Here is an 18,688-nt window from a genome sequence, read left to right as displayed (position 1 = left end):
GGAAAATATCGATGATATGGGCGGATGCGTCTTGCCCCTCGATCAAGCACTCGACCACGTTGCTGAAAACAGCATCTTCTGGACCTGGACCTGACCAAAAACGTACAAAGTCGAGCTAAGTGCCTGCCTCGAAAGTTCACCAAACGTAGCAATACTTTGCCGTTCTACGTGTGAGCATGCGGATGGAGGCGATCGTTGCCCACGCGGTGGACGAGGCAATGGTTGTTTCCCAGTCCATGCCATCATTCACTCCATCTCTCGCAGGACGGCGTGAATCACAACATGCTGGTATTGCTCAACAACTTGTGGGTCGGGCTCTTAGCCGGAAAGGCTCTGGACTTCTTCAATGCGGCAATGGAGCAGCATCTCGTATAAAAAGTGCTCGCGAAGCTCGCTTCCGACCAGTGTAAGCCGAATGGCCAGTTCGCCGTTGACACCCGACATGGGCGAGGCGGGCGAACTGATCTAGCGAAACGCCGATGAGAATTTTCCGGGATTTGAATAGCCCAGCATTGCTGCAACATGCTTCACCGTCAGCCACACACAGAACGCGAGGCCAGTGCTGCCATACAGTGCACGCGTAAATCCGCTGCTGTCGAAGCCTGCAACCTGAGTGAGTTGAGAACGGACAGGTCATTGGCGGGCCGGTCCTTCACAAAGGTCAGTACCCGTTCGTAGCGAATGTCGGACGACGGGCGGGCCTTTCGGCAGATCGGCCGAATGCCGCACAATTCCGAGAGGCGGTGCAGGACCAGCGGCGATCCCGCGTCGAAGAAGGCCGTCGATGCATGGCGTTCGGAATCGTCATCAGGTTTTCGCAGGCGTATTCGCCGAAAGCGCTAATGTTCCCGCGAAGCAGTTGGGAGTCCAGACTGGCTGGGGTTTGAGCCCGTCAGCCGCAGATGGCCGTTCGAACGCGCACTGGAGGGGAACTGCTCCGGGGCTTGCTCGGACCGGGCTTTCGTTCAGGTCGTTCGCAACCGCCACAAAACGTTCACCAGCGCGCGATACCTCCTGCCGCTATCACGCGGCATCCCGGGGGAAACATTCATGAAAATAGGCATTTACGCATCTTCTCTGCTTGCAGGAACAACATTGTGCGGTGCACCCTCAATTGCCTTTGCGGACGAGATGGATGCCGACGCGAACCAGATCGTGGTGACCACCCAGAAGGTGGAGCAGCGTGCCCTTGACGTGCCGATCACGCTTTCGGTCCAGAGCGGCGAGCGCATGCGCGAGCTTGGCGTGACCGACATCGGTGAGCTGTCGAACTACGTGCCCGGCCTCAATGTGCAGGTGCAGAGCGCCAACAACCCCGGCTTCGTGATCCGCGGCATCACTTCGGACAGCGGCTCGGCGCAGCAGGGGCCGCGCGTGACGCTGTACTACAACGGCATCGACATCTCGCGCTCGCGCGGGGCCTATCAGGGCGTCTACGATCTCGACCGGGTCGAAGTGGCCAAGGGGCCGCAGGCGACGCTGTTCGGCACCGCCGCGACGATCGGCGCGATCAGCTTCGTGTCGGCCAAGCCGGAAGCGGGCACGTCCGCCGCGCTGACCGGGGCTTACGGCAACCTCGACGCCAAGCGCTTGGAAGGCTTCGTCAACCTCGGCAACGACGTGCTGGCGGTTCGCGTCGCAGGGCAGTGGAAGAAGCGCGACGGTTATATCGAGAACCTCGCGCCGGGACAGGACGACCTTTACGCGCAGGACCAGTTCGGCCTGCGCGGATCGCTGCGCTATACGCCGACCAGCGACTTCACCGCCGACCTCGTGCTGACCTATGACCGCCAGCGCAATTCGGGCACGCCGTTCCTGTCGAAGAACCTGGGCTCCACCTCGGTGGATGGTCTTTACGATGCTGCCTACCTCGGTGGCTCGCCGTACTCCAAGGAGATCCTCGGCGCCGACAAGCTGGGCCTGACGCGCGACGTCTACGACGCCAACTTGACGCTGAGCTGGGACTTCGCCGATGGCTGGAACTTCACCACCGTCAACGGCTACCGCGATTTCGACGCCCTCGAAGTGTTCGACGCCGACGGTTCGGCCGCGTGGTATCTCGAATTCGCCGAGCGCGCGAAGGGCTGGCAGGCGAGCCATGAAAGCCGCTTCACTTACAGCGACGACCAGTGGCGCGCCTCGTTCGGCTGGAACTACTTCATTGAGGATTCCTACCAGTACGTGCCGATGTCCTCGGAAGTGGGCACGTACCTGCAGTGCAGCGCCAACCTGATCCCGGGGCTGGGCTGCGTCGCGGCGAACAACTCGGTGCCTGCCGCCAGCGCCACGTCGCTGCTGACCCGCGGCGCCTTTACCGCCGTTCCCTACTCCAGCTGGTATCGCAACGAGGGCCGTAACCAGACCTGGTCGATGTTCGGCGACGTGACGTGGAAGCCTGCGCCCGATCTGGAAGTGACCGCAGGCGCGCGCGTGCTGATCGAGAAGCGTCGGTCGGGCTACGCCGCCTACCAGCCCAATGCGCCGGTCTACGGCCAGCCGCTGCTACCGATGTTCGACACCGCAGGGCAGACTTTCCACGCCCGCAAGTCCTACGCCGCCGTGCTGCCGCGCGTGAACGTGCTCTATCACCTGACGCCTTCGCTCAATCTTTATGCGACGGTCTCCGAAGGTCGCCGTTCCCCGGTTGTGCAGTTGTCCTCGGCGGCGGGCGGTGTGCCCGCACTCAGCCTCATCAAGTCCGAGACGGTGTGGAACTACGAGGTCGGCATCAAGGGCGCAGTCGGCATGTTCTCGGGCTCGCTGGGCGTCTATTACGATAAGTACGACAACTTCCAGGTCTCGGTGATCGAGAACGGCCGCGCGGTGACCCGCAGCGCCGGCACCGCCTCCAACCTCGGCGTCGAGGCCGAGCTGGAAGCGCGCCTGACCCCGTGGCTGAGCGCCTTCGGCAACGTCGGCTTCATCAGTGGCGGCATCGACGACAAGGCGGCGAACGGAGCCTATGCGGGCGACCAGTTCCGCCTCCAGCCCAAGTGGCAATGGGCGGCGGGCTTCAACCTCAATGCCCCGCTGACCGAAACGGTGAGCCTGTTCGCGACGCCCAGTGTCACGTACCGCAGCAAGATCTACTTCGAGATCCCCAACAGCGAACTCATCAGCCAGGACCCGGTCACGCTGGTCAACTTGCGTGCGGGCGTCTCGCTGATGGACGGCAAGTTCCAGATCGCCGGCTATGCGCGTAACCTGACCGACAAGAAGTACCTGCTCGACGCGGGCAATACCGGCGGCTCGTTCGGCTACCCGACGTTCATCCCTGCCGAGCCGCGCACATACGGCATCGAACTCACCGCCCGCTACTGACGCACAAAGAACAGGACAGACCCATGACTCTCGTTCTCGACCGCCGCCTGTTGCTCACGGCGGGCACTTTCGGCCTTGCCGCGCTGTCCACGCCCGGCGTCGCGCAAATCCTCACCGCGCGCGGGTTCACCCACGGCGTCGCCAGTGGAGAGCCGGCCGCGCATTCGGCGCTGCTGTGGACCCGCTACGTCGGCAGCGGCGAGACGAAGCTGCGCTGCGAGGTTTCCGAAGACGAAACCTTCCGCAAGGTGGCCGGTGGCGGCGAGATCGTCGCCTCGCCCGCGCATGACAATTGCGCCAAGCTGACCGTCACCGGCCTTTCGCCGGGCAAGTGGTACTTCTACCGTTTCATCGCGCCCGACGGCACGAAGAGCGAGGTCGGCCGCACCCGCACGCTGCCGGTGGGCGAGGTCGACCGCTTCGGCGTGGCGCTGTTCTCATGCGCCAACCTGCCGTTCGGCTGGTTCAACGCCTATGCCCATGCCGCCGCGCGCAAGGACCTCGACCTGATCGTCCATGTCGGCGATTACTACTACGAGTACGATTACGGCCACTATCCGGACAAGCCGATGCCTGGCCGCCCGATCGAGCCGCTGAACGAGACGGTCACGCTGGCCGACTACCGCCTGCGCCTTGCCAGCTATCGCCTCGATCCGGACTTGCGCGCGCTGCATCGCAATTTCCCGATGGTGGCGCAATGGGACGATCACGAAAGCGCCAACGATTCCTACAAGGACGGCGCCGAGAATCACTCGCCGGACACCGAGGGCGCGTGGTCGGTGCGCAAGGCGGCGTCCGAAAAGGCTTACCGCGAATGGATGCCGGTGTCGGACAAGCCTTACGAAAGCTATCAGATCGGCTCGCTCGCCACGATGTTCCGGCCCGAAACCCGCCTGACCGGACGGAGCCAACAGCTCGACATCAGCACCGCTATCAAGGGCAAGGGCGATCTGATGAAGGCCCTTGCCGAGTTCCGCGACGGCCCGTGGATGGCTGCCGACCGCACCTTGATGGGCGCGGCGCAGGAAGGTCGTCTCTACGCCGACATGGCCGCCTCGGCAAAGGCCGGGACGCGGTGGCAGGTGCTGGCGCAGCAGGTGGTGATGGGTTCGCTCAAGGCCCCGCCGCAGATCGCGCAGTTGGCCACCAGCGGCGGCGATCCCAAGGTCGCGGCGGCGTTGATGGCGATCGCTGCGGCGTCGAAGGCGGGCCTGCCGTTCAACATGGATTCGTGGGATGGCTACCCCGCCGCGCGCGAACGCCTTCTTCGCGCCGCGCGCGAGGCGGACTGCAACCTCGTCGTCCTGTCCGGCGACAGCCACAATGCCTGGGGCAACGACTTGTCCGTCGATGGGCGCCCGGTCGGCGTCGAGTACGCGGGCCAGTCGGTTACCTCGCCGGGCTACGAGGAATACCTGCCCGCCGTGCCGCCGGCCGATCTGGGCAAGGCGATGCAGTCCGCCAACCCGGGTCTTGCCTTCGTCGACACCAGTCGGCGCGGCTACGTCTCGATGCAGATCACGCCCGAGGCGGTGAAGGGCGAGTGGCACTTCATGCCCACGATCGCGCAGCACACCACGGCGGGGGTCACCACCGAGGGCCTGTCGGTCAAGTGGGGCGAACGTCGCTTCAGCGCCTAGCGACCCTGGCCAGCTGTTATCGAGCAGCCGTTGAAGGGCGGCACAGGTCGAATGCGGTCACAGCCCGTCGGCCAGTGCTGCATTCGCGCGATCTGCCGATTGATCGACGTTGATGCTGGCCGCCTTGCGTTCCGAGTAGCGGTCTACCAGTTGGAATGCATGTGGGCGCATGAGGACGGTGATCCGCACCAACTCCTCCATTACGTCGACGATCCTGTCATAGTAACTGGACGGCTTCATGCGGCCAGCCTCATCGAACTCCGTATAGGCCATTGCCACCGACGACTGATTGGGAATCGTGAACATCCGCATCCAGCGACCGAGGAGGCGCAGCGTGTTGACCGCGTTGAACGACTGTGATCCGCCGGACACCTGCATCACGGCGAGGGTGCGGCCCTGCGTGGGCCGCATGCCCTTCATCTCCAGCGGCAGATGGTCGATCTGGGCCTTCATGATGCCGGTGATCTGGCCATGCCGCTCGGGGCTGCACCATACTTGACCTTCCGACCACATCGAGAGTTCGCGCAGTTCGTGCACGGCGGGATGGTCGTCGCCAGCCACCTGATCCGGCAGCGGCAGATCTGACGGGTCGAAGATGCGCGTCTCCGCACCGAAGAACCGAAGCAGGCGTGCTGCTTCCTCGACCGCCAGGCGAGAGAATGACCGATCCCGAAGCGATCCGTAGAGCAGGAGTATACGCGGCGGTGGCTGATCGTCGCCAAGGCCGAGCGCCGGGCGTGCGATCGCATAGGCGACATCGAGTGCGGGAAGATGGCCGGGATCAGGCAGGACGCGGATACGGTTCATGCGGGTTCCTCTCGTAAGGCTGCCGGGAAGATGATCCCGCTGGCAAGGTGGGCAACGACGGCGCCGACGATCTGCGCGGCAACGAAGGCCGGTACGCATGACGGGGCGATCCCGGCGAAGCTGTCGCTCAGCGATCGAGCGACGGTGATGGCCGGATTTGCGAAACTGGTGGACGATGTGAACCAGTAGGCTGCTACGATGTAGATGGCGACGCTGACCGGAAGATTGTCCGGACGCATCCGTGCGGTCCCGAGGATCGTCAAGACCAGCCCGAAGGTCGCGACAGCCTCGCTGACCCATTGTCCTTGGCCATCGCGGAGCTTCGTGGACAATTGAAGGACTGGCAGATCGAACATCAGGTGGGCCAGCCACACGCCGAGGATGCCGCCTGTCAGTTGCGCCGCGACATAGGCCAGTGCCGCGTCAGTGCGGATATGCCCGCGCAGACGCATGACGAGCGTGACGGCGGGGTTCATGTGCGCGCCAGACACCGGGCCGAGCATCGTGATCAGCACGAACAGCATCGCGCCGGTCGCCAGTGTATTGCCCAGAAGCGCGATGGCGGCGTTCCCGCCGGCCAGGCGCTCCGCCATGATCCCTGAGCCGATCACGGTCGCAAACAGCAGAAGGCTGCCAAGCCCCTCGGCAAGAACGGCGCGGGGGATCACGCCTGTATGCGATTGCCGGCGGTGTCCACGACCTGCTCGCCATCCTCCTTGGCGAAGGCACCACGCTGCTGCGTGGGCAGGATGTCCAGCACGGCCTCGGACGGGCGGCACAATTTGACACCCAGGGGCGTCACGACCAGCGGCCGGTTGATGAGGGCCGGGTGTGTTATCATCGCGTCGATCAGGGCATCGTCGGTCAGCGCCGCATCATCGAGGCCAAGCACGGCATAGGGCGTACCCTTCTGGCGCAGGAGGTCGCGCGGCGACATGCCGGCACGATCGATCAACTGGACGAGAAGCGCACGTGCCGGAGGTGTTTTCAGATATTCGATGATGTGCGGCTCGATGCCGGCGTTGCGGATCATGGCGAGTGTGTTGCGTGACGTCCCGCATTCAGGGTTATGGTAGATGACGATGTCGGTCACAGCGCTGATCCTTCAGCAGCAGGTGAGTTCGGCAAGCAGCGGCTCGCACAGATCGGCACGGCCTCCGCAGCAGTCCTTGGCGAGAAACAGCATGAGGCCGCGTAGGGAATCGATGCTGGCTCGTTGGATCTGCTGACGCCCGCGCTTTTCGGAAACGACCACCCCTGCCTTCACGAGGACCGCCAGATGGGTGGAGAACGTACTCTGGCTTAACCCACTGTCTTCGACCAATTGTCCGGTAGAAAGCCCCTCGGGTTCATGTTGAACCAGAAGTTTGAAGGTCGACAGACGAGTCGGATGCGCAAGAGCCGTGAGGATCGAGAGGGCTGTGCCGGTTTCCATTAATCGGAATTATCCGATGGAATTGTCGTGGTCAACAACCTATCGCATAATGCCGATAGGTTTCGTGCGCTTGGTCGCCAGGCTCGCCGCATTGGCAAGGCTGCTCCAGCGCAGCCCGCCGATCAGAGCGCACAATGCTACCCAGAACAGCAGGTATGCAAGGCCACTAGCGGGATCGCGAGGATCGTCCCTGGCGCAACGCCCGAAGTAGCGGCCGCAACGGCGAAAGGTACACCAGTCGCTCCCCAGAGCAGCGCGAGGCGCAGCAACGTGCGGCGTCGCCACCAGGCCGCGCCGCCGTGCGGCCAGCGTTCGCCGGCGCCCGGCCTTGCGCTCGCACGAGGTCAGATCGTGAGCGAACAACAGGGCAAGAAACACCAGCACGAAGGGGGAATCGAAGCGGCCGGACAGTGCCGGTTCCGGGTTGAAGGTATCGCTATTGTAGATTTGCGCTTCGAGACATCACGCATCTCCAGCGCCGCGAACGCGAGCGGCGATGGTACGTCCCGGGATGGGTGGAAGGCGTCAAGCCGCTGGTCCCAGGCGCGTTCCTGCAGACCGGCTGCGGTGAAGACACCGGCGATCGCCTTATGGTCCTGCTTCCCGCCGGAAAGCGCCAGCAGATACTGTGCGTTCTCCACGGCACTCAAGTGTTCCTAGAGCGCGACGTTTTCGGGCAGGCAGGCGACCTGGCGGCGGGCGGCATCGTCGGCGCGCTTGCCGGAGGGCAGGGCGCGGAATTCGGCCGTCGCCGCGGCGGTAGGGACGGGGTGCTGGCCCTCAACCTGACGATGGGTGCGGTGACGGCGACGATCGGGGTGATCGCGATCGCGCTCAACGTACCCAACGAGATACGCGGGCTGGCGCTGGGCACGAACGTCTTCGTCTCGGCGGTATTCGGCGTCGCGACCGCGCCGTCCGCCATCGCCCTGCTCAGCCAGGCGCTGGGCGGCGAAGCGATGCTGGGGCAGGCGATCGCGGGCGTCAGCTTTCCCAGTTCGCTGCTGGCGGCGTTCTTCTTTCTGCTTGCCATGCGCGGCGCGCGGCGGACCGGGATCGTGGGGGCGACGGCATGAGCAAGCTCACGCTGCACGTAGCTACCGACCCGATGACCTTCAGGCAGCCGCTGCGCATCGCCGGCCATGTCTTCACCGGCATCCCCGCCGTACGGGTCAGGCTGGAAGGCGGTGGTATCGCCGGGCGCGGCGAGGCGAGCGGGGTCTACTACACCGGCGATACGCTCGATCACATGCAGTCCGAGCTGGAAGCCTACCGCCCCTTGATCGAGGACGGCCCCAGCCGCGAGGAACTGCGCCGGGCGATGCCTGCGGGCGGCGCGCGCATTCCCATCGCGGCGGACGAAAGCCTGCTGGGACTGGAGGACATCGCGGGACTGGTCGGCCGGTTCCAGGTTGCCAACATCAAGCTCGACAAGTGCGGAGGCCTGACCGAAGCGCTGGACATGGAGGCGTTCGCGCGCAAGCTGGGGCTGGGCGTGATGGTCGGCAACATGGCGGGGTCCAGCCTTGCCGCGGCTCCGGCGTTTCTGCTCGGTCAGCTATGTGACTTCGTGGACCTCGACGGTCCGGCCTTCATCGCTGCGGATTTGCCCGAGCCTGTGTCCTATCGTGACGGACGCATTCATTGCCCGCCGAACCTCTGGGGCGCGGCGTGGGGGAGCGTGACTGCCTGACTTCGGCGGGGACGGCTTCATGCCGCCCCCGGAAACGCGCGGTTCAGCCTAGCTGCACGCCTGCACCCAGCCATGCCGATCCGGCCGATCGCCGCGCTGCAGCGCGGTGAGTTCGTCGCGGAGCGCCCCCCTGGACGTGCTTTGCGGCCTTGTTTCCTGCGATTGCGCCGATGACCATGCCAAACATGGGAATTCTCCTTGTGTGCGTTATGCAAGAGACCGGCCGAGAATGGTTCCGCGCGCGATGTTTTCCGGGTAATTCGGTCACCGAATGAGTTTCACATATCCACAGACTGTGGACAAAGCGGCCTCAAGGCGCGTTCAGCGTGAGTATGCGACTTTGAACGCGGTTTCGGCTGTTCCATGGTGGAAGGCCGCGAAGCTCGAAAGCAACGTAGCTTTGCGAACCATAGACATCGACAGGACGAACTTCTCATGAACAACAGCGATCTCGCCGACGCCATCGCCAACGATCACGGCATTACCAAAACCGACGCCCGCAAGATTGTCGACGCCGTGTTCGAGGCGATCGGCAGCGCGGCGGCCAAGGGTGAGGAAGTCTCGCTCAACGGCTTTGGCAAGTTCAAGGTGAAGGACAGCCCCGAACGTGAAGGCCGCAACCCCGCAACCGGCGAGGCAATGACCATCAAGGCTTCGAAGAAGCTGACCTTCACGGTCGCCAAGGCGGTCAAGGACAAGCTCAACGGCTGATGCAATACGGTGGCGGCATCGCGCCTATTGCCGGCGTCGCCACCATGCATAATTTCCCTGACCAGTTCCCGAGGCCGAGCGGCATGATCGTACGGATAACAGTGGGCAGCAACGCTGATCTTCTTGAATGGTCGGCTCTGCGCACGTCGCTCTGGCCAGATGGCTCGGAAGCGGAGCACCAGGAAGACGTGGTTCAGCTAATGGCGGAGCCGCAGCCTTTCATTGGCTTCCTAGCGCGCGATAAGCACGGCGCGCTTGTCGGATTTGCGGAAGCCGCGATGCGCGTCGATTACGTCAACGGCTGCGAAACTTCACCGGTCGCGTTCCTTGAGGGGCTGTATGTCGTGGAAGAATGCCGGCGACAAGGCATCGGGCGCGGCTTGGTGGACGCCGTGGAAGCTTGGGCTCGCAGCATGGGCTGCGCTGAACTCGCCTCGGATGCCATGTTGGACAACACCGTGTCGCATGCGATGCACGCAGCGCTGAAATTCGAGGAAACCGAGCGAGTGGTGTATTTTCGCAAGGTCCTGACGCCGATGCCGCTGTTAAGCTGAACTGCTCCAGATGAAGCTTCGGATGTCGATTGACACCTTTTTCCGCAGCTTGTTCACCGTGTTATCAACAGGCCGTACATCTATGGGGCATGCCGGGCAGATCGGGCATTGATGCTGATCGGCCGCCGCCAATCCGACGATAGGAGTATCTGCTGGCTAATCGTCTCATAGGAGCACGCGCCGTTGACGCATTGTCGTACTCGGGCGTGCCTCAGATCGAGGTGTTCGCTATATTTACCCTTGAAAAGCACTGCAACCGCGTCGATCCATGACAAATTGCCATAAAGGCAATAGCTCAACGTCGTCGTTATAAATCCGAGAGGGGCAAATCGATGCCTGACACCGAACCGACTTCCGATATTGCTGCACTCACCGTTCAACTTCTGAGCGCGTATCTCGCCAACAATACGGTCAGTGCCGATGATCTTGCCGGGCTCATTCGCTCGACACGGGCCGCTCTGGTCGAAGACAGCACCCCTGAACAAGCAGAACCCGAAGCACCTATCTTCACGCCCGCGGTTTCAGTGCGCAAGAGCCTGGCGTCGGCGGATCACATTCTCAGCCTCATCGACGGCAAACCTTACAAAACGCTCAAACGTCACCTGGCGAGCAACGGCCTCACCCCGGAACAATACCGTGAACGCTACAACCTGTCCTCGACCTATCCTATGGTCGCGCCGTCATTCGCGGCGCGGCGCCGCGAGATCGCCGAAAAAATCGGATTGGGCAGCCGCAAGGCAGTCGCTGAAAGTTTAGCGCCGGAACGCACTGGTTCGGTCGATGAAAGCGTTGAACTGAGCCCGTCAAGTGAACCCGCATCAGCACCAGGAAAGCCCAAGCGTACGGCAAAGTCGAAGTTCACAGCAGCGCCAGAACAGCGCAAAGCTGCTCCAGCAACTGATGTGCGGCAAGCACCCGCTTCTTCGGTCGCCGCCCCTTCTGCCAAGCCCGTGAAGGAGGCAGCGAAGGCTGCTCCGGCAATGCCAAAGCGGCGCAACGCAAAAAAGGCTGGCAAAGCTCTCGCGGATTCCCCGTCTGCCGCGGCTGAAACGGGAGCCATCCCAGCGGTCGAGATACCTTCGAACACTGCTGAGCCGGAGACCGCCGCGCCAAAGGTCGAAACCGCTGCTGTTGCCTCTGCCGAAACGAGGAAGCCAGAAAAGGCCGCGACCGGCGCCAAGACGCGGAGGAAGCAGCCGGTAAAGCGTATGGCACGGACACCTCAGCCGGCGAGAGGGTCTGCTGCCTCAATTCCAGTGGTGGAAGAAACTGCCGAAGTGGTCGAAAAGCCGAAGCGCCGGCGCAAGCTCGGCCTATTCGGGAACGAGGCCGCTGAGGCAACCACTGCGGTTGAAACGACCGTACCCGCTGTCGCGGAGGCTAAACCGCGCCGTAAGCGTCAGGCCACTAAGGCCAAGTAAAGCTGTCGGACCCGCCACTCTGCCGCGACAGGCGGCAGAGTGGGATGGGGAGGTTGGCGTTCCCTAACAGACAGCTTCGCACTACCGACGATCCAATGGTAGTTCCTGGTCGCCAACCCATAACGCCGAACCGAAGCCGTTATCCATTCTCGCCACCACGCGCTCCTTTAGATCTGACGAAGCGGCGCGCCTTGCAGGGGCATTGGCCTTCGATACAACACCGTAACCTCGTCATGTGCCGAGAACGTTCCTATCTGTCTGGGGCATGTGAAGCTGATCGAAGGAACGCCTGAGAATGCCCCAGCAGTTGAAGATCGATTTCGTGTCCGATGTGGCCTGTCCCTGGTGCGTCATCGGACTGAAGGGCCTGGAAGCCGCCCTTGAGCGGCTCGAGGGAGAAGTCACTGCCGAGATCCATTTCCAGCCGTTCGAACTGAATCCGAACATGGGGAGCGAGGGGCAAAACCTGCGTGAGCACATTGCCCAGAAGTACGGATCCACGCCCGAACAGTCGGCCGCGAGCAGGGCGGTGCTTCAGGAGCGCGCCGCAAGCGTCGGCTTCACAATTGCGATGAACGACGAGAGCCGCATCTACAATACGTTCGACGCGCATAGGCTGCTGCATTGGGCGGGAGAACAGGGCCGCCAATCCGAACTCAAGCACGCGCTGTTCGAGGCGTACTTCACTCAGGGCGCCAATGTCTCGCGCCATGAAGTGCTGCTGGACGTGGCCGCGCGTGCAGGCCTCGATACGTTGCGCGCGGCGGAAATCCTTGCCGGAGACGAATTCGCTTCGGCAGTCCGTGATGACGAGGAACTCTGGCGCTCGCGGGGGATCTCGAGCGTCCCGGCGATAGTCATCGACGAGAAGTACCTTGTGTCGGGCGGCCAGCCAGTCGAGGTGTTCGAGGACGTGTTGAAAAAGATTGCCGCAGAACGGGTTGCAGTCACTCAGTAGCCCCGGACGGCACCTTGATGCAGGCCGATGTCGTTACCTTTGCGGCTTCGGTATGGCTGGCTCCGTCCGGGTGAAGTCGATGAAGGCCCGGAGCGGAGGGGGAAGCTGGCGGCGGCTGGAGTAATAGAGCATCGGCCCCGAAAACGGCTCGTCCCACTCGTCGAGAATCCTTTCCAGGGCTCCTGACTGCCTGGCTGGCCCGAGCCAGTCTTCGAAAAGCCGCACGACACCAAGGCCAGCCGCCGCCGTCTCGACCAGCAGGTCGCATGCCGATCCGGGCTGGATGAGCAGGGGGCCGGGAGGGTCGAGGCGGATCACTTCGTCGCCGCGCTCGAACTCCCAGGTGGCCCGTGCGCCACTGGAGAAGCGCAGGCGCAGACAAGCGTGGTCGAGGAGTTCACGGGGATGGGCGGGGCGGCCATGGGCGTCCAGATAGGCGGGAGCCGCCGCCGTGATTATCCTCTGCGAACGTGGCCCGATCGGTACGGCAATCATGTCCTGCTCCAGCCGTTCCTCGTAGCGGATGGGCTGGCGGGGGCGCCGCTCTTAATACCGTGCGCACTATCGCGGTCTTCCAGTCAGCCCGTGCTGGCCGCGCAAGTGAGCTTGGTCGCGTCAGAAGGTCGTAGCGGTCCTGAAGCCGAGCAGAACTGCGGTTCGCTGGCTCGAATTGCCGCCGGGATGGACGATCACCTGCGCATCGGGTTCAAGCAACAGGCCCGGCATCACGTTGATGGCGTAGAATCCCTCCACCCCATATTCCCGCCCGCGCACCGGCGTGTCCGTGCCGGTGGCGGCGCGGATGATCTTGTCCTGATTGGTAATGCGATCGTTGATGTGCGCCGTGCCGAAGGCGAGGCCGATCTTGTCCTTCGGGCGCGCCTTGAAGATGCCCGAGTATTCCAGCCCCATGCCCAGCGCATTGCTGTTTAGCGCACTCTGGCTGCTGAACTCCGAGGCGTGGAAGAGGGCGGACAGGGCATGTGACCCATCGTCGCGCGCGGCGGTCAATTGCTGCTCCGCGCCGAAATAGACACCGAGTTCGGTATCGCGCATGAGCGGCGTGCCGCCCTGCAGAACCAGGCTCTGATGCTGGGTGTTGAGCACGGGATCGGCCTGGTGCGAATTGCTGAAGAAGCCGCCCAAGATATACCTTCCCTGCAACGTCCCGCCGATCTTGGGCTTGTAATCGAGTTCGACGGGCACGGAGACGCCGTTCGCGCCGCTGAATCCGACGTAGAAATCGCGGTTCGTGGCGAGATTCTTCGGGTTGAAGCTGTAGATAGCGGTCTTGAGCGACCAGCCCGCGCCAAAGTCATAGACCAGCCGCGCACCCCATTGCGAGGCCGGGGTGACGACCCAGCTGTTGTTGGCGACGCGAATATTCTCGCCCAGGCAGCTATAGCCGTTGACGAAGTCGCACTGGCCGATGTCGAAATCCTCGTCCATCAGCATCCTGCCAACTTTAACGTCCACGCGTCCCAGGGCGACCTGGTAGGAAAACTGGCTGACCCGCCACAGTTCGCCGCGCCCCTGGATCGCCATAGGGTTGACCAGCGCGTTCACGCCCGACGCCGTGTTGAAGGCCTGGCCATAACGTCGGGTCAGCAGGACCCTGAAGGTGCCAGGCAACGATCCGGTAAGCGAGTGAAGGTCGGCAACGGCGCCGATGTTGAACTGTCCGGCGGTGACGAACCGTCGCCGTGATCCCCCACGGACATTGTCGAGGCTTTGAGTGGTGTTGGCGAGGATCGGCGTGATTCCGATGTCGACGAGCTTGTGCCGCAACCCGAACCAGTCACCGAGCAAATGCGGGGTGTCGGGCGTTTTCCCGTTCGCGGCATCATGTTCCGTAGCCGGTGGCAGGTGGTGCGCGGTCGAATTATCGGCGCCCGCCGCATTGTCCGAGCCGTCTGGGATAGGGCCGTTCGATTGCTCTACGAGCATGCGATCCGCTGTGACGGGCGGTATCGCTGCGACATAGTGGACGATCGTAAGTGGCTGAACAGGAAGGGAGAACATGGCGGATACTGCAAACTCGGGTTACCTCAGACCGCTTGTTGCGAACCGAGGGTTGCCAATTTATGGAACCGGTTCCATACACATTTGGTCACGATTATCGAGTCCTTTCCCATGACCTCTTCTTCACGTTCGGCCCCAGGCAGCCGCTGGCCACGCCGAATCCTTAGCGTGTTGCTGCTACTGTTCTCGCTCCCCCTTCTCGTCGGCGGCCTGTGGCTGATAGGCCTCGGGGGGTCCTTCTATTATGCCATTGCCGGAGCGCTGTTCCTGGGTTGTTCCGCGCTGCTCTGGCTGAGACGGACCCGCAATGCCATGTGGCTTTATTGCCTGCTCGCGCTCGGTTCGATCCTTTGGTGCTATTCCGAAGTCGGGTTCGACTGGTGGCAGATCACTCCGCGCCTGGGCGTGATCGGCATCCTGGCGGCCGTGTTGTTGGTGATCCCGTCGATTTCGCGCGGGGTCCGCACCCCGCTGGTCGCGACGGTGGTGATCGGCGCCGCCTACATGGGGATCGCGGTTGCGCAGGACCCGCACAGCTTCGAAGGCGATCTCACCGCCAACCAAAGCCAGGTCGATGCCGCGATGGCGGCGGTCCAGCCGGCGGGCGACTGGCGCGCCTATGGCCGTAGCCAGGGCGGAGATCGCTTCTCGCCGCTCGACCAGATCACGCCGGCCAATGTCGACAAGCTCAAGGTCGCCTGGCAGATCCACACCGGCGACGAAGTGCGTCCCAACGATCCCAAGGACGCCACCTTCGAGGATACGCCGCTGGCGGTGAACGGCACCGTCTATCTGTGTTCGACGCACCAGAAGGTGATCGCCGTTGACGGCGCCACCGGCCATGTCCGCTGGCAGTTCGATCCCAAGGTCTTCGGCAACAAGACCTTCCAGCACATGACCTGCCGCGGCGTCTCGTATCACGAGACCCCCGCCAACGCGCTCGACAGCCAGGGCAAGCCGGCCCCGGCCGAATGCGCCGCGCGTATCTATCTGCCGACCAACGACGCCCGCCTGATCGCGCTCGACGCCAAGACCGGCCAGGTCTGCAAGGGGTTCGGCACCAACGGCACCGTCGATCTGAACAAGGACATGGGCATGTCCAAGGTCGGCTTCTACGAGCCGACATCGCCGCCGATCGTTTCCGATCACGTCCTCGTCCTGGGCGGATCGATCACCGACAACTATTCCAGCAATGAACCCTCGGGCGTGATCCGCGGCTACGACGTCTACACCGGCCGGCTGGTCTGGGCGTGGGATTCGGGCGCGATCGACGAGAATTACCTGCCCGGCAAGGGCGAGAGCTTCAAGACCAACTCGCCCAACGCCTGGGCACCGCTCGCCTTCGACGCAAAGGCGGGGCTGGTCTACCTGCCGATGGGCGTGAGCACCCCCGACGTATGGGGTGGCAACCGTTCGCCGTCCGTGGAGCGCTACAGCAGCTCAATCGTCGCGCTCAACGTCAACACCGGGCATCGCGTCTGGTCGTACCAGACCGTTCACCACGATCTGTGGGACATGGACATTCCCGCCCAGCCCTCGCTCGTCGATCTGCGTCGGAATGGAAAGGTCGTCCCGGCGCTCTTTGCCCCCACCAAGAGCGGCGACATCTTCGTGCTGAACCGCCTGACCGGCAAGCTGCTGGTCGATGCGCCCGAAACGGCGGTCCCGCAGGGCGGCGCTCCCGGCGAGCGTCTGTCGCCGACCCAGCCGTTCTCTCAGCTGAGCTTCCGTCCGAAGGCCCCGGTTACCGGCGCCGACATGTGGGGGGCGACGATGTTCGACCAGCTCGCCTGCCGGATTCAGTTCCACCAGCTGCGTTATGAAGGGCCGTTCACACCGCCGAGCACGCAAGGGACGCTCGTGTTCCCGGGCAACATCGGCATGTTCGAATGGGGCGGTGTCGCGATCGACCCCGAGCGCCAGATCATGGTCGGCAACCTGAACTACATGCCGTTCGTGTCCAAGCTGCTGCCGCGTGGCCCGCAAAATCCGTCCTATGCCACGCCGCAGCACCCGCCGGGACCGGAAGGCGGCCTGCAGCCGATGCTCGGCACGCCTTATGGCGTCGCGCATGGTCCGCTGTTCTCGCCGATCGGCCTGCCCTGCTTCCGTCCGCCCTGGGGCGCCGTGGTCGCGGTCGATCTGCGCACGATGAAAACCGCCTGGCAGGTCCGCAACGGCACCATCCGTGACAGCGCGCCGCTGCCGATCCCGCTGCGTCTGGGCGTGCCCAGCATCGGCGGACCGCTGATCACCCGTGGCCGCGTGATGTTCCTGACCAGCACGCTCGACCAGTACATCCGCGCATATGCGGTTGATAGCGGCAAGCTGTTGTGGGAGGACCGGCTCGGCGCCGGTGGCCAATCGACCCCGATGACGTACGGGGCCGGCGGGCGGCAATACGTGCTGACCGCGGATGGCGGACACGGTCCGCTCGGCACCAAGCACGGCGATCTGGTCACCGCCTATACCCTGAAGTAGGAAAAAGGATTATCGGAGCAATCCGATGACCAAGAAGAACGCCTCGAACACCGTCACCATCAACGACGTCGCCCGCCGCGCGGGGGTCGGCAAGGTAACGGTGTCGAGGCTTCTCAATTCCCCCTCGACAGTTGCGCCCGCCACGCGCGAGGCGATCAGGCGGGCGATCGAGGAACTGGGCTATCTGCCTTCCAGCGCAGCCCGGGCGCTTGCATCGAAGCGTAGCCACCTGATCGGAGCCGTAGTGCCCACGCTCGACAATCCGATCTTTGCCAATTGCCTGGACGGCTTGCAGAAGGAGGTGGCGGCCGCCGGATCGACGCTGCTGCTCGCGACCAGTAATTATGACGGTCTGCGGGAAGCGGAAGCGGCGCGGATACTCATCGAACGCGGCGCCGAGGCGATCATGCTCGTCGGTGCCGCGCGCGATCCTGCCCTTTATGCGTTGCTCGACCAGCAGGGCGTACCCTATTGCCTGACCTGGACCGCTGATCCGGATATCGACGCAAGCTGGGTCGGTTTCGACAATGCGGCGGCCAGCACCTCGGTCATCCGATATCTGTTCGAATTGGGCCATCGCCGTTTTGGCGCGATCGCCGGCGTTACCGCAGGTAACGATCGCGCCTTCGCCCGACTGCAGGCCCTCGTCGATTTCGCGGCCGCGCATGGCTGTACGCTGGCCGTGAGCGAACAGCGCTATACGGTCGATCGCGGAGCGGTTGGCCTTTCCGAAATCCTCGCGGACCAGCCGACCGCGATCATTTGCGCCAACGACATTCTGGCGATCGGCGCGATGGCGGAGGCGCAACGGCTGGGATTTCGGGTTCCGGACGATATCTCGATCGCCGGCTTCGACGACATGGAAATCGCCGCCTGCATGAACCCGCCGCTGACGACGGTGCGGGTGAATGCCTCGGAAATAGGGCGGGCGGCCGCGCAAGCCCTGCTCGGCCAGATTGGCGGCGAGAGCAGATCCATGAAGCTGGTCGAAACCAACCTGATCGTCAGGGCATCTTCGGCGGCTCCACGCAGTTTACCGGATACGACGCTGGCATAGTCGCGCTCGAATATCCTGCCCGCCTTGCCCGAGCGGCTCTCCAACGCGGCCCGGCGGGAACTGGAAACATTGGGCGTCCGCGTGCTGACCGAGGTTCCCGTTACCGAAGTGACCGCCGATGCACCAATAGCGGCGAACATATCCCGGCAGACCTCATGGTGTGGGGCGGCGGGGGTTCGCGCCACGCCGATCGCCGGCAAGCTCGGCACGTTGGAACTGACGCGCACGGGCCAGATCCTCACTACCCCTACGCTGCGGTCGGTCTCGGACCCGCGCGTTTTCGCGATCGGCGACTGTGCATCCTGCACGCTGCCGGGAAGCGAACGTCCTGGCTTCGGCCATTTTCCTGCCTCAAGCCTGAGGGGTAAATAGCGCCTTCAGGTCAGGGCGCTGGGCGTAGAAGGCCGCCAGTCGCTCTGCCCGACGGCCGGGTGTTCTGGCGGTGCCGATACGAAGGCCGAATAGCTTTAACAGGTTGCGGAAAAAGGCTCTTTCCTTGAACCGCTTGAGGTGATTCAGACGCCTTCAACTGAGGTTGAAGGATTTGAGATGCGGGGCGGCGATTACCGGAGCGAAGGGTTGTTTTCC

General features: G+C 63.5%; 17 protein-coding genes and 1 pseudogene. 11 read left to right on the top strand and 7 right to left on the bottom strand.

Features of this window, described 5'->3' with window-relative positions; translation table 11 throughout:
• Positions 1-136: 136 nt before the first annotated feature.
• Positions 137-235, bottom strand: a pseudogene (locus tag ACYPYD_RS24310) (IS5/IS1182 family transposase); the annotation flags it as partial.
• Positions 236-1,131: 896 nt separating this feature from the next.
• On the opposite strand from ACYPYD_RS24310, the gene ACYPYD_RS24305 reads away from it, so the two are divergent.
• Positions 1,132-3,321 (top strand): TonB-dependent receptor, encoded by a 2,190-nt coding sequence (locus ACYPYD_RS24305; protein WP_459666000.1) that lies wholly within the window; start codon positions 1,132-1,134, stop codon positions 3,319-3,321.
• A 23-nt stretch (positions 3,322-3,344) separates the two neighbouring features.
• Positions 3,345-4,961 (top strand): alkaline phosphatase D family protein, encoded by a 1,617-nt coding sequence (locus ACYPYD_RS24300; protein WP_459665998.1) that lies wholly within the window; start codon positions 3,345-3,347, stop codon positions 4,959-4,961.
• A 57-nt stretch (positions 4,962-5,018) separates the two neighbouring features.
• Here ACYPYD_RS24300 and arsH read toward each other — a convergent pair whose 3' ends face one another.
• Genes arsH through ACYPYD_RS24280 form a run of 4 tightly spaced genes read right to left on the bottom strand, consistent with a single transcriptional unit; the run spans position 5,019 to position 7,203 of the window.
• Positions 5,019-5,768 carry an arsenical resistance protein ArsH gene (arsH, locus tag ACYPYD_RS24295; RefSeq protein ID WP_459665996.1) on the bottom strand — a complete coding sequence of 250 codons (750 nt, stop codon included), beginning with the start codon at positions 5,766-5,768 and terminating at the stop codon, positions 5,019-5,021.
• Positions 5,765-6,436 (bottom strand): aquaporin, encoded by a 672-nt coding sequence (locus ACYPYD_RS24290; protein ID WP_459665994.1) that lies wholly within the window; start codon positions 6,434-6,436, stop codon positions 5,765-5,767. Before ACYPYD_RS24290 ends, arsH begins: the two co-directional genes overlap by 4 nt.
• Positions 6,433-6,861: an arsenate reductase (glutaredoxin) gene (gene arsC / locus ACYPYD_RS24285; protein WP_459665992.1), complete on the bottom strand. Its 429-nt coding sequence runs from the start codon at positions 6,859-6,861 to the stop codon at positions 6,433-6,435. The genes ACYPYD_RS24290 and arsC overlap by 4 nt, the downstream gene beginning before the upstream one ends.
• Before the next feature lie 12 nt (positions 6,862-6,873).
• Positions 6,874-7,203 (bottom strand): ArsR/SmtB family transcription factor, encoded by a 330-nt coding sequence (locus ACYPYD_RS24280; RefSeq protein WP_008827916.1) that lies wholly within the window; start codon positions 7,201-7,203, stop codon positions 6,874-6,876.
• 515 nt (positions 7,204-7,718) lie between these two features.
• On the opposite strand from ACYPYD_RS24280, the gene ACYPYD_RS24275 reads away from it, so the two are divergent.
• The 6 genes from ACYPYD_RS24275 to ACYPYD_RS24250 all read left to right on the top strand — a co-directional run bounded on the left by ACYPYD_RS24275 (position 7,719) and on the right by ACYPYD_RS24250 (position 12,540).
• Positions 7,719-8,279 carry a hypothetical protein gene (locus ACYPYD_RS24275; RefSeq protein ID WP_459665990.1) on the top strand — a complete coding sequence of 187 codons (561 nt, stop codon included), beginning with the start codon at positions 7,719-7,721 and terminating at the stop codon, positions 8,277-8,279.
• Positions 8,276-8,896, top strand: coding sequence for an enolase C-terminal domain-like protein (locus ACYPYD_RS24270; protein ID WP_459665989.1), 621 nt, complete (start codon positions 8,276-8,278; stop codon positions 8,894-8,896). Before ACYPYD_RS24275 ends, ACYPYD_RS24270 begins: the two co-directional genes overlap by 4 nt.
• Positions 8,897-9,331: 435 nt before the next feature.
• Positions 9,332-9,607, top strand: a complete 276-nt coding sequence (locus ACYPYD_RS24265; RefSeq protein WP_008827913.1) for an HU family DNA-binding protein — start codon at positions 9,332-9,334, stop codon at positions 9,605-9,607.
• Positions 9,608-9,690: 83 nt separating this feature from the next.
• Positions 9,691-10,161, top strand: coding sequence for an aminoglycoside 6'-N-acetyltransferase (gene aac(6') / locus ACYPYD_RS24260; protein ID WP_036530796.1), 471 nt, complete (start codon positions 9,691-9,693; stop codon positions 10,159-10,161).
• Positions 10,162-10,493: 332 nt separating this feature from the next.
• Positions 10,494-11,582, top strand: coding sequence for a Ros/MucR family transcriptional regulator (locus ACYPYD_RS24255; protein WP_459665987.1), 1,089 nt, complete (start codon positions 10,494-10,496; stop codon positions 11,580-11,582).
• A gap of 295 nt (positions 11,583-11,877) precedes the next feature.
• Positions 11,878-12,540, top strand: a complete 663-nt coding sequence (locus ACYPYD_RS24250) for a DsbA family oxidoreductase (RefSeq protein ID WP_069709403.1) — start codon at positions 11,878-11,880, stop codon at positions 12,538-12,540.
• Positions 12,541-12,573: 33 nt separating this feature from the next.
• On the opposite strand, the gene ACYPYD_RS24245 is transcribed toward ACYPYD_RS24250, so the two are convergent.
• Together ACYPYD_RS24245 and ACYPYD_RS24240 are read right to left on the bottom strand one after the other, a co-directional pair.
• Entirely contained in the window at positions 12,574-13,065 is a 492-nt protein-coding gene (locus ACYPYD_RS24245; protein WP_269078916.1) for a LysR substrate-binding domain-containing protein, read from the bottom strand.
• Between the two features lie 90 nt (positions 13,066-13,155).
• Complete coding sequence (locus ACYPYD_RS24240) at positions 13,156-14,487, bottom strand: carbohydrate porin (protein ID WP_459665986.1); 1,332 nt, start codon at positions 14,485-14,487, stop codon at positions 13,156-13,158.
• A 243-nt stretch (positions 14,488-14,730) separates the two neighbouring features.
• Between ACYPYD_RS24240 and ACYPYD_RS24235 the strand changes: the two genes are divergently transcribed.
• The 3 genes from ACYPYD_RS24235 to ACYPYD_RS24225 are packed head-to-tail and all read left to right on the top strand — an operon-like array spanning position 14,731 to position 18,472.
• Complete coding sequence (locus ACYPYD_RS24235; protein ID WP_459665984.1) at positions 14,731-17,043, top strand: membrane-bound PQQ-dependent dehydrogenase, glucose/quinate/shikimate family; 2,313 nt, start codon at positions 14,731-14,733, stop codon at positions 17,041-17,043.
• A gap of 25 nt (positions 17,044-17,068) precedes the next feature.
• The gene (locus ACYPYD_RS24230) at positions 17,069-18,100 is read left to right on the top strand and encodes a LacI family DNA-binding transcriptional regulator (protein ID WP_459665982.1); all 1,032 of its coding nucleotides are present in this window, start codon (positions 17,069-17,071) and stop codon (positions 18,098-18,100) included.
• 12 nt (positions 18,101-18,112) lie between these two features.
• A complete protein-coding gene (locus ACYPYD_RS24225) occupies positions 18,113-18,472 on the top strand; it encodes an FAD-dependent oxidoreductase (RefSeq protein WP_459666004.1) in 360 nt (119 codons plus the stop codon).
• Positions 18,473-18,688: the final 216 nt, after the last annotated feature.

This window comes from Novosphingobium sp. 11B (assembly GCF_054589055.1).
This window is presented reverse-complemented; position numbering and strand designations above follow the sequence as displayed.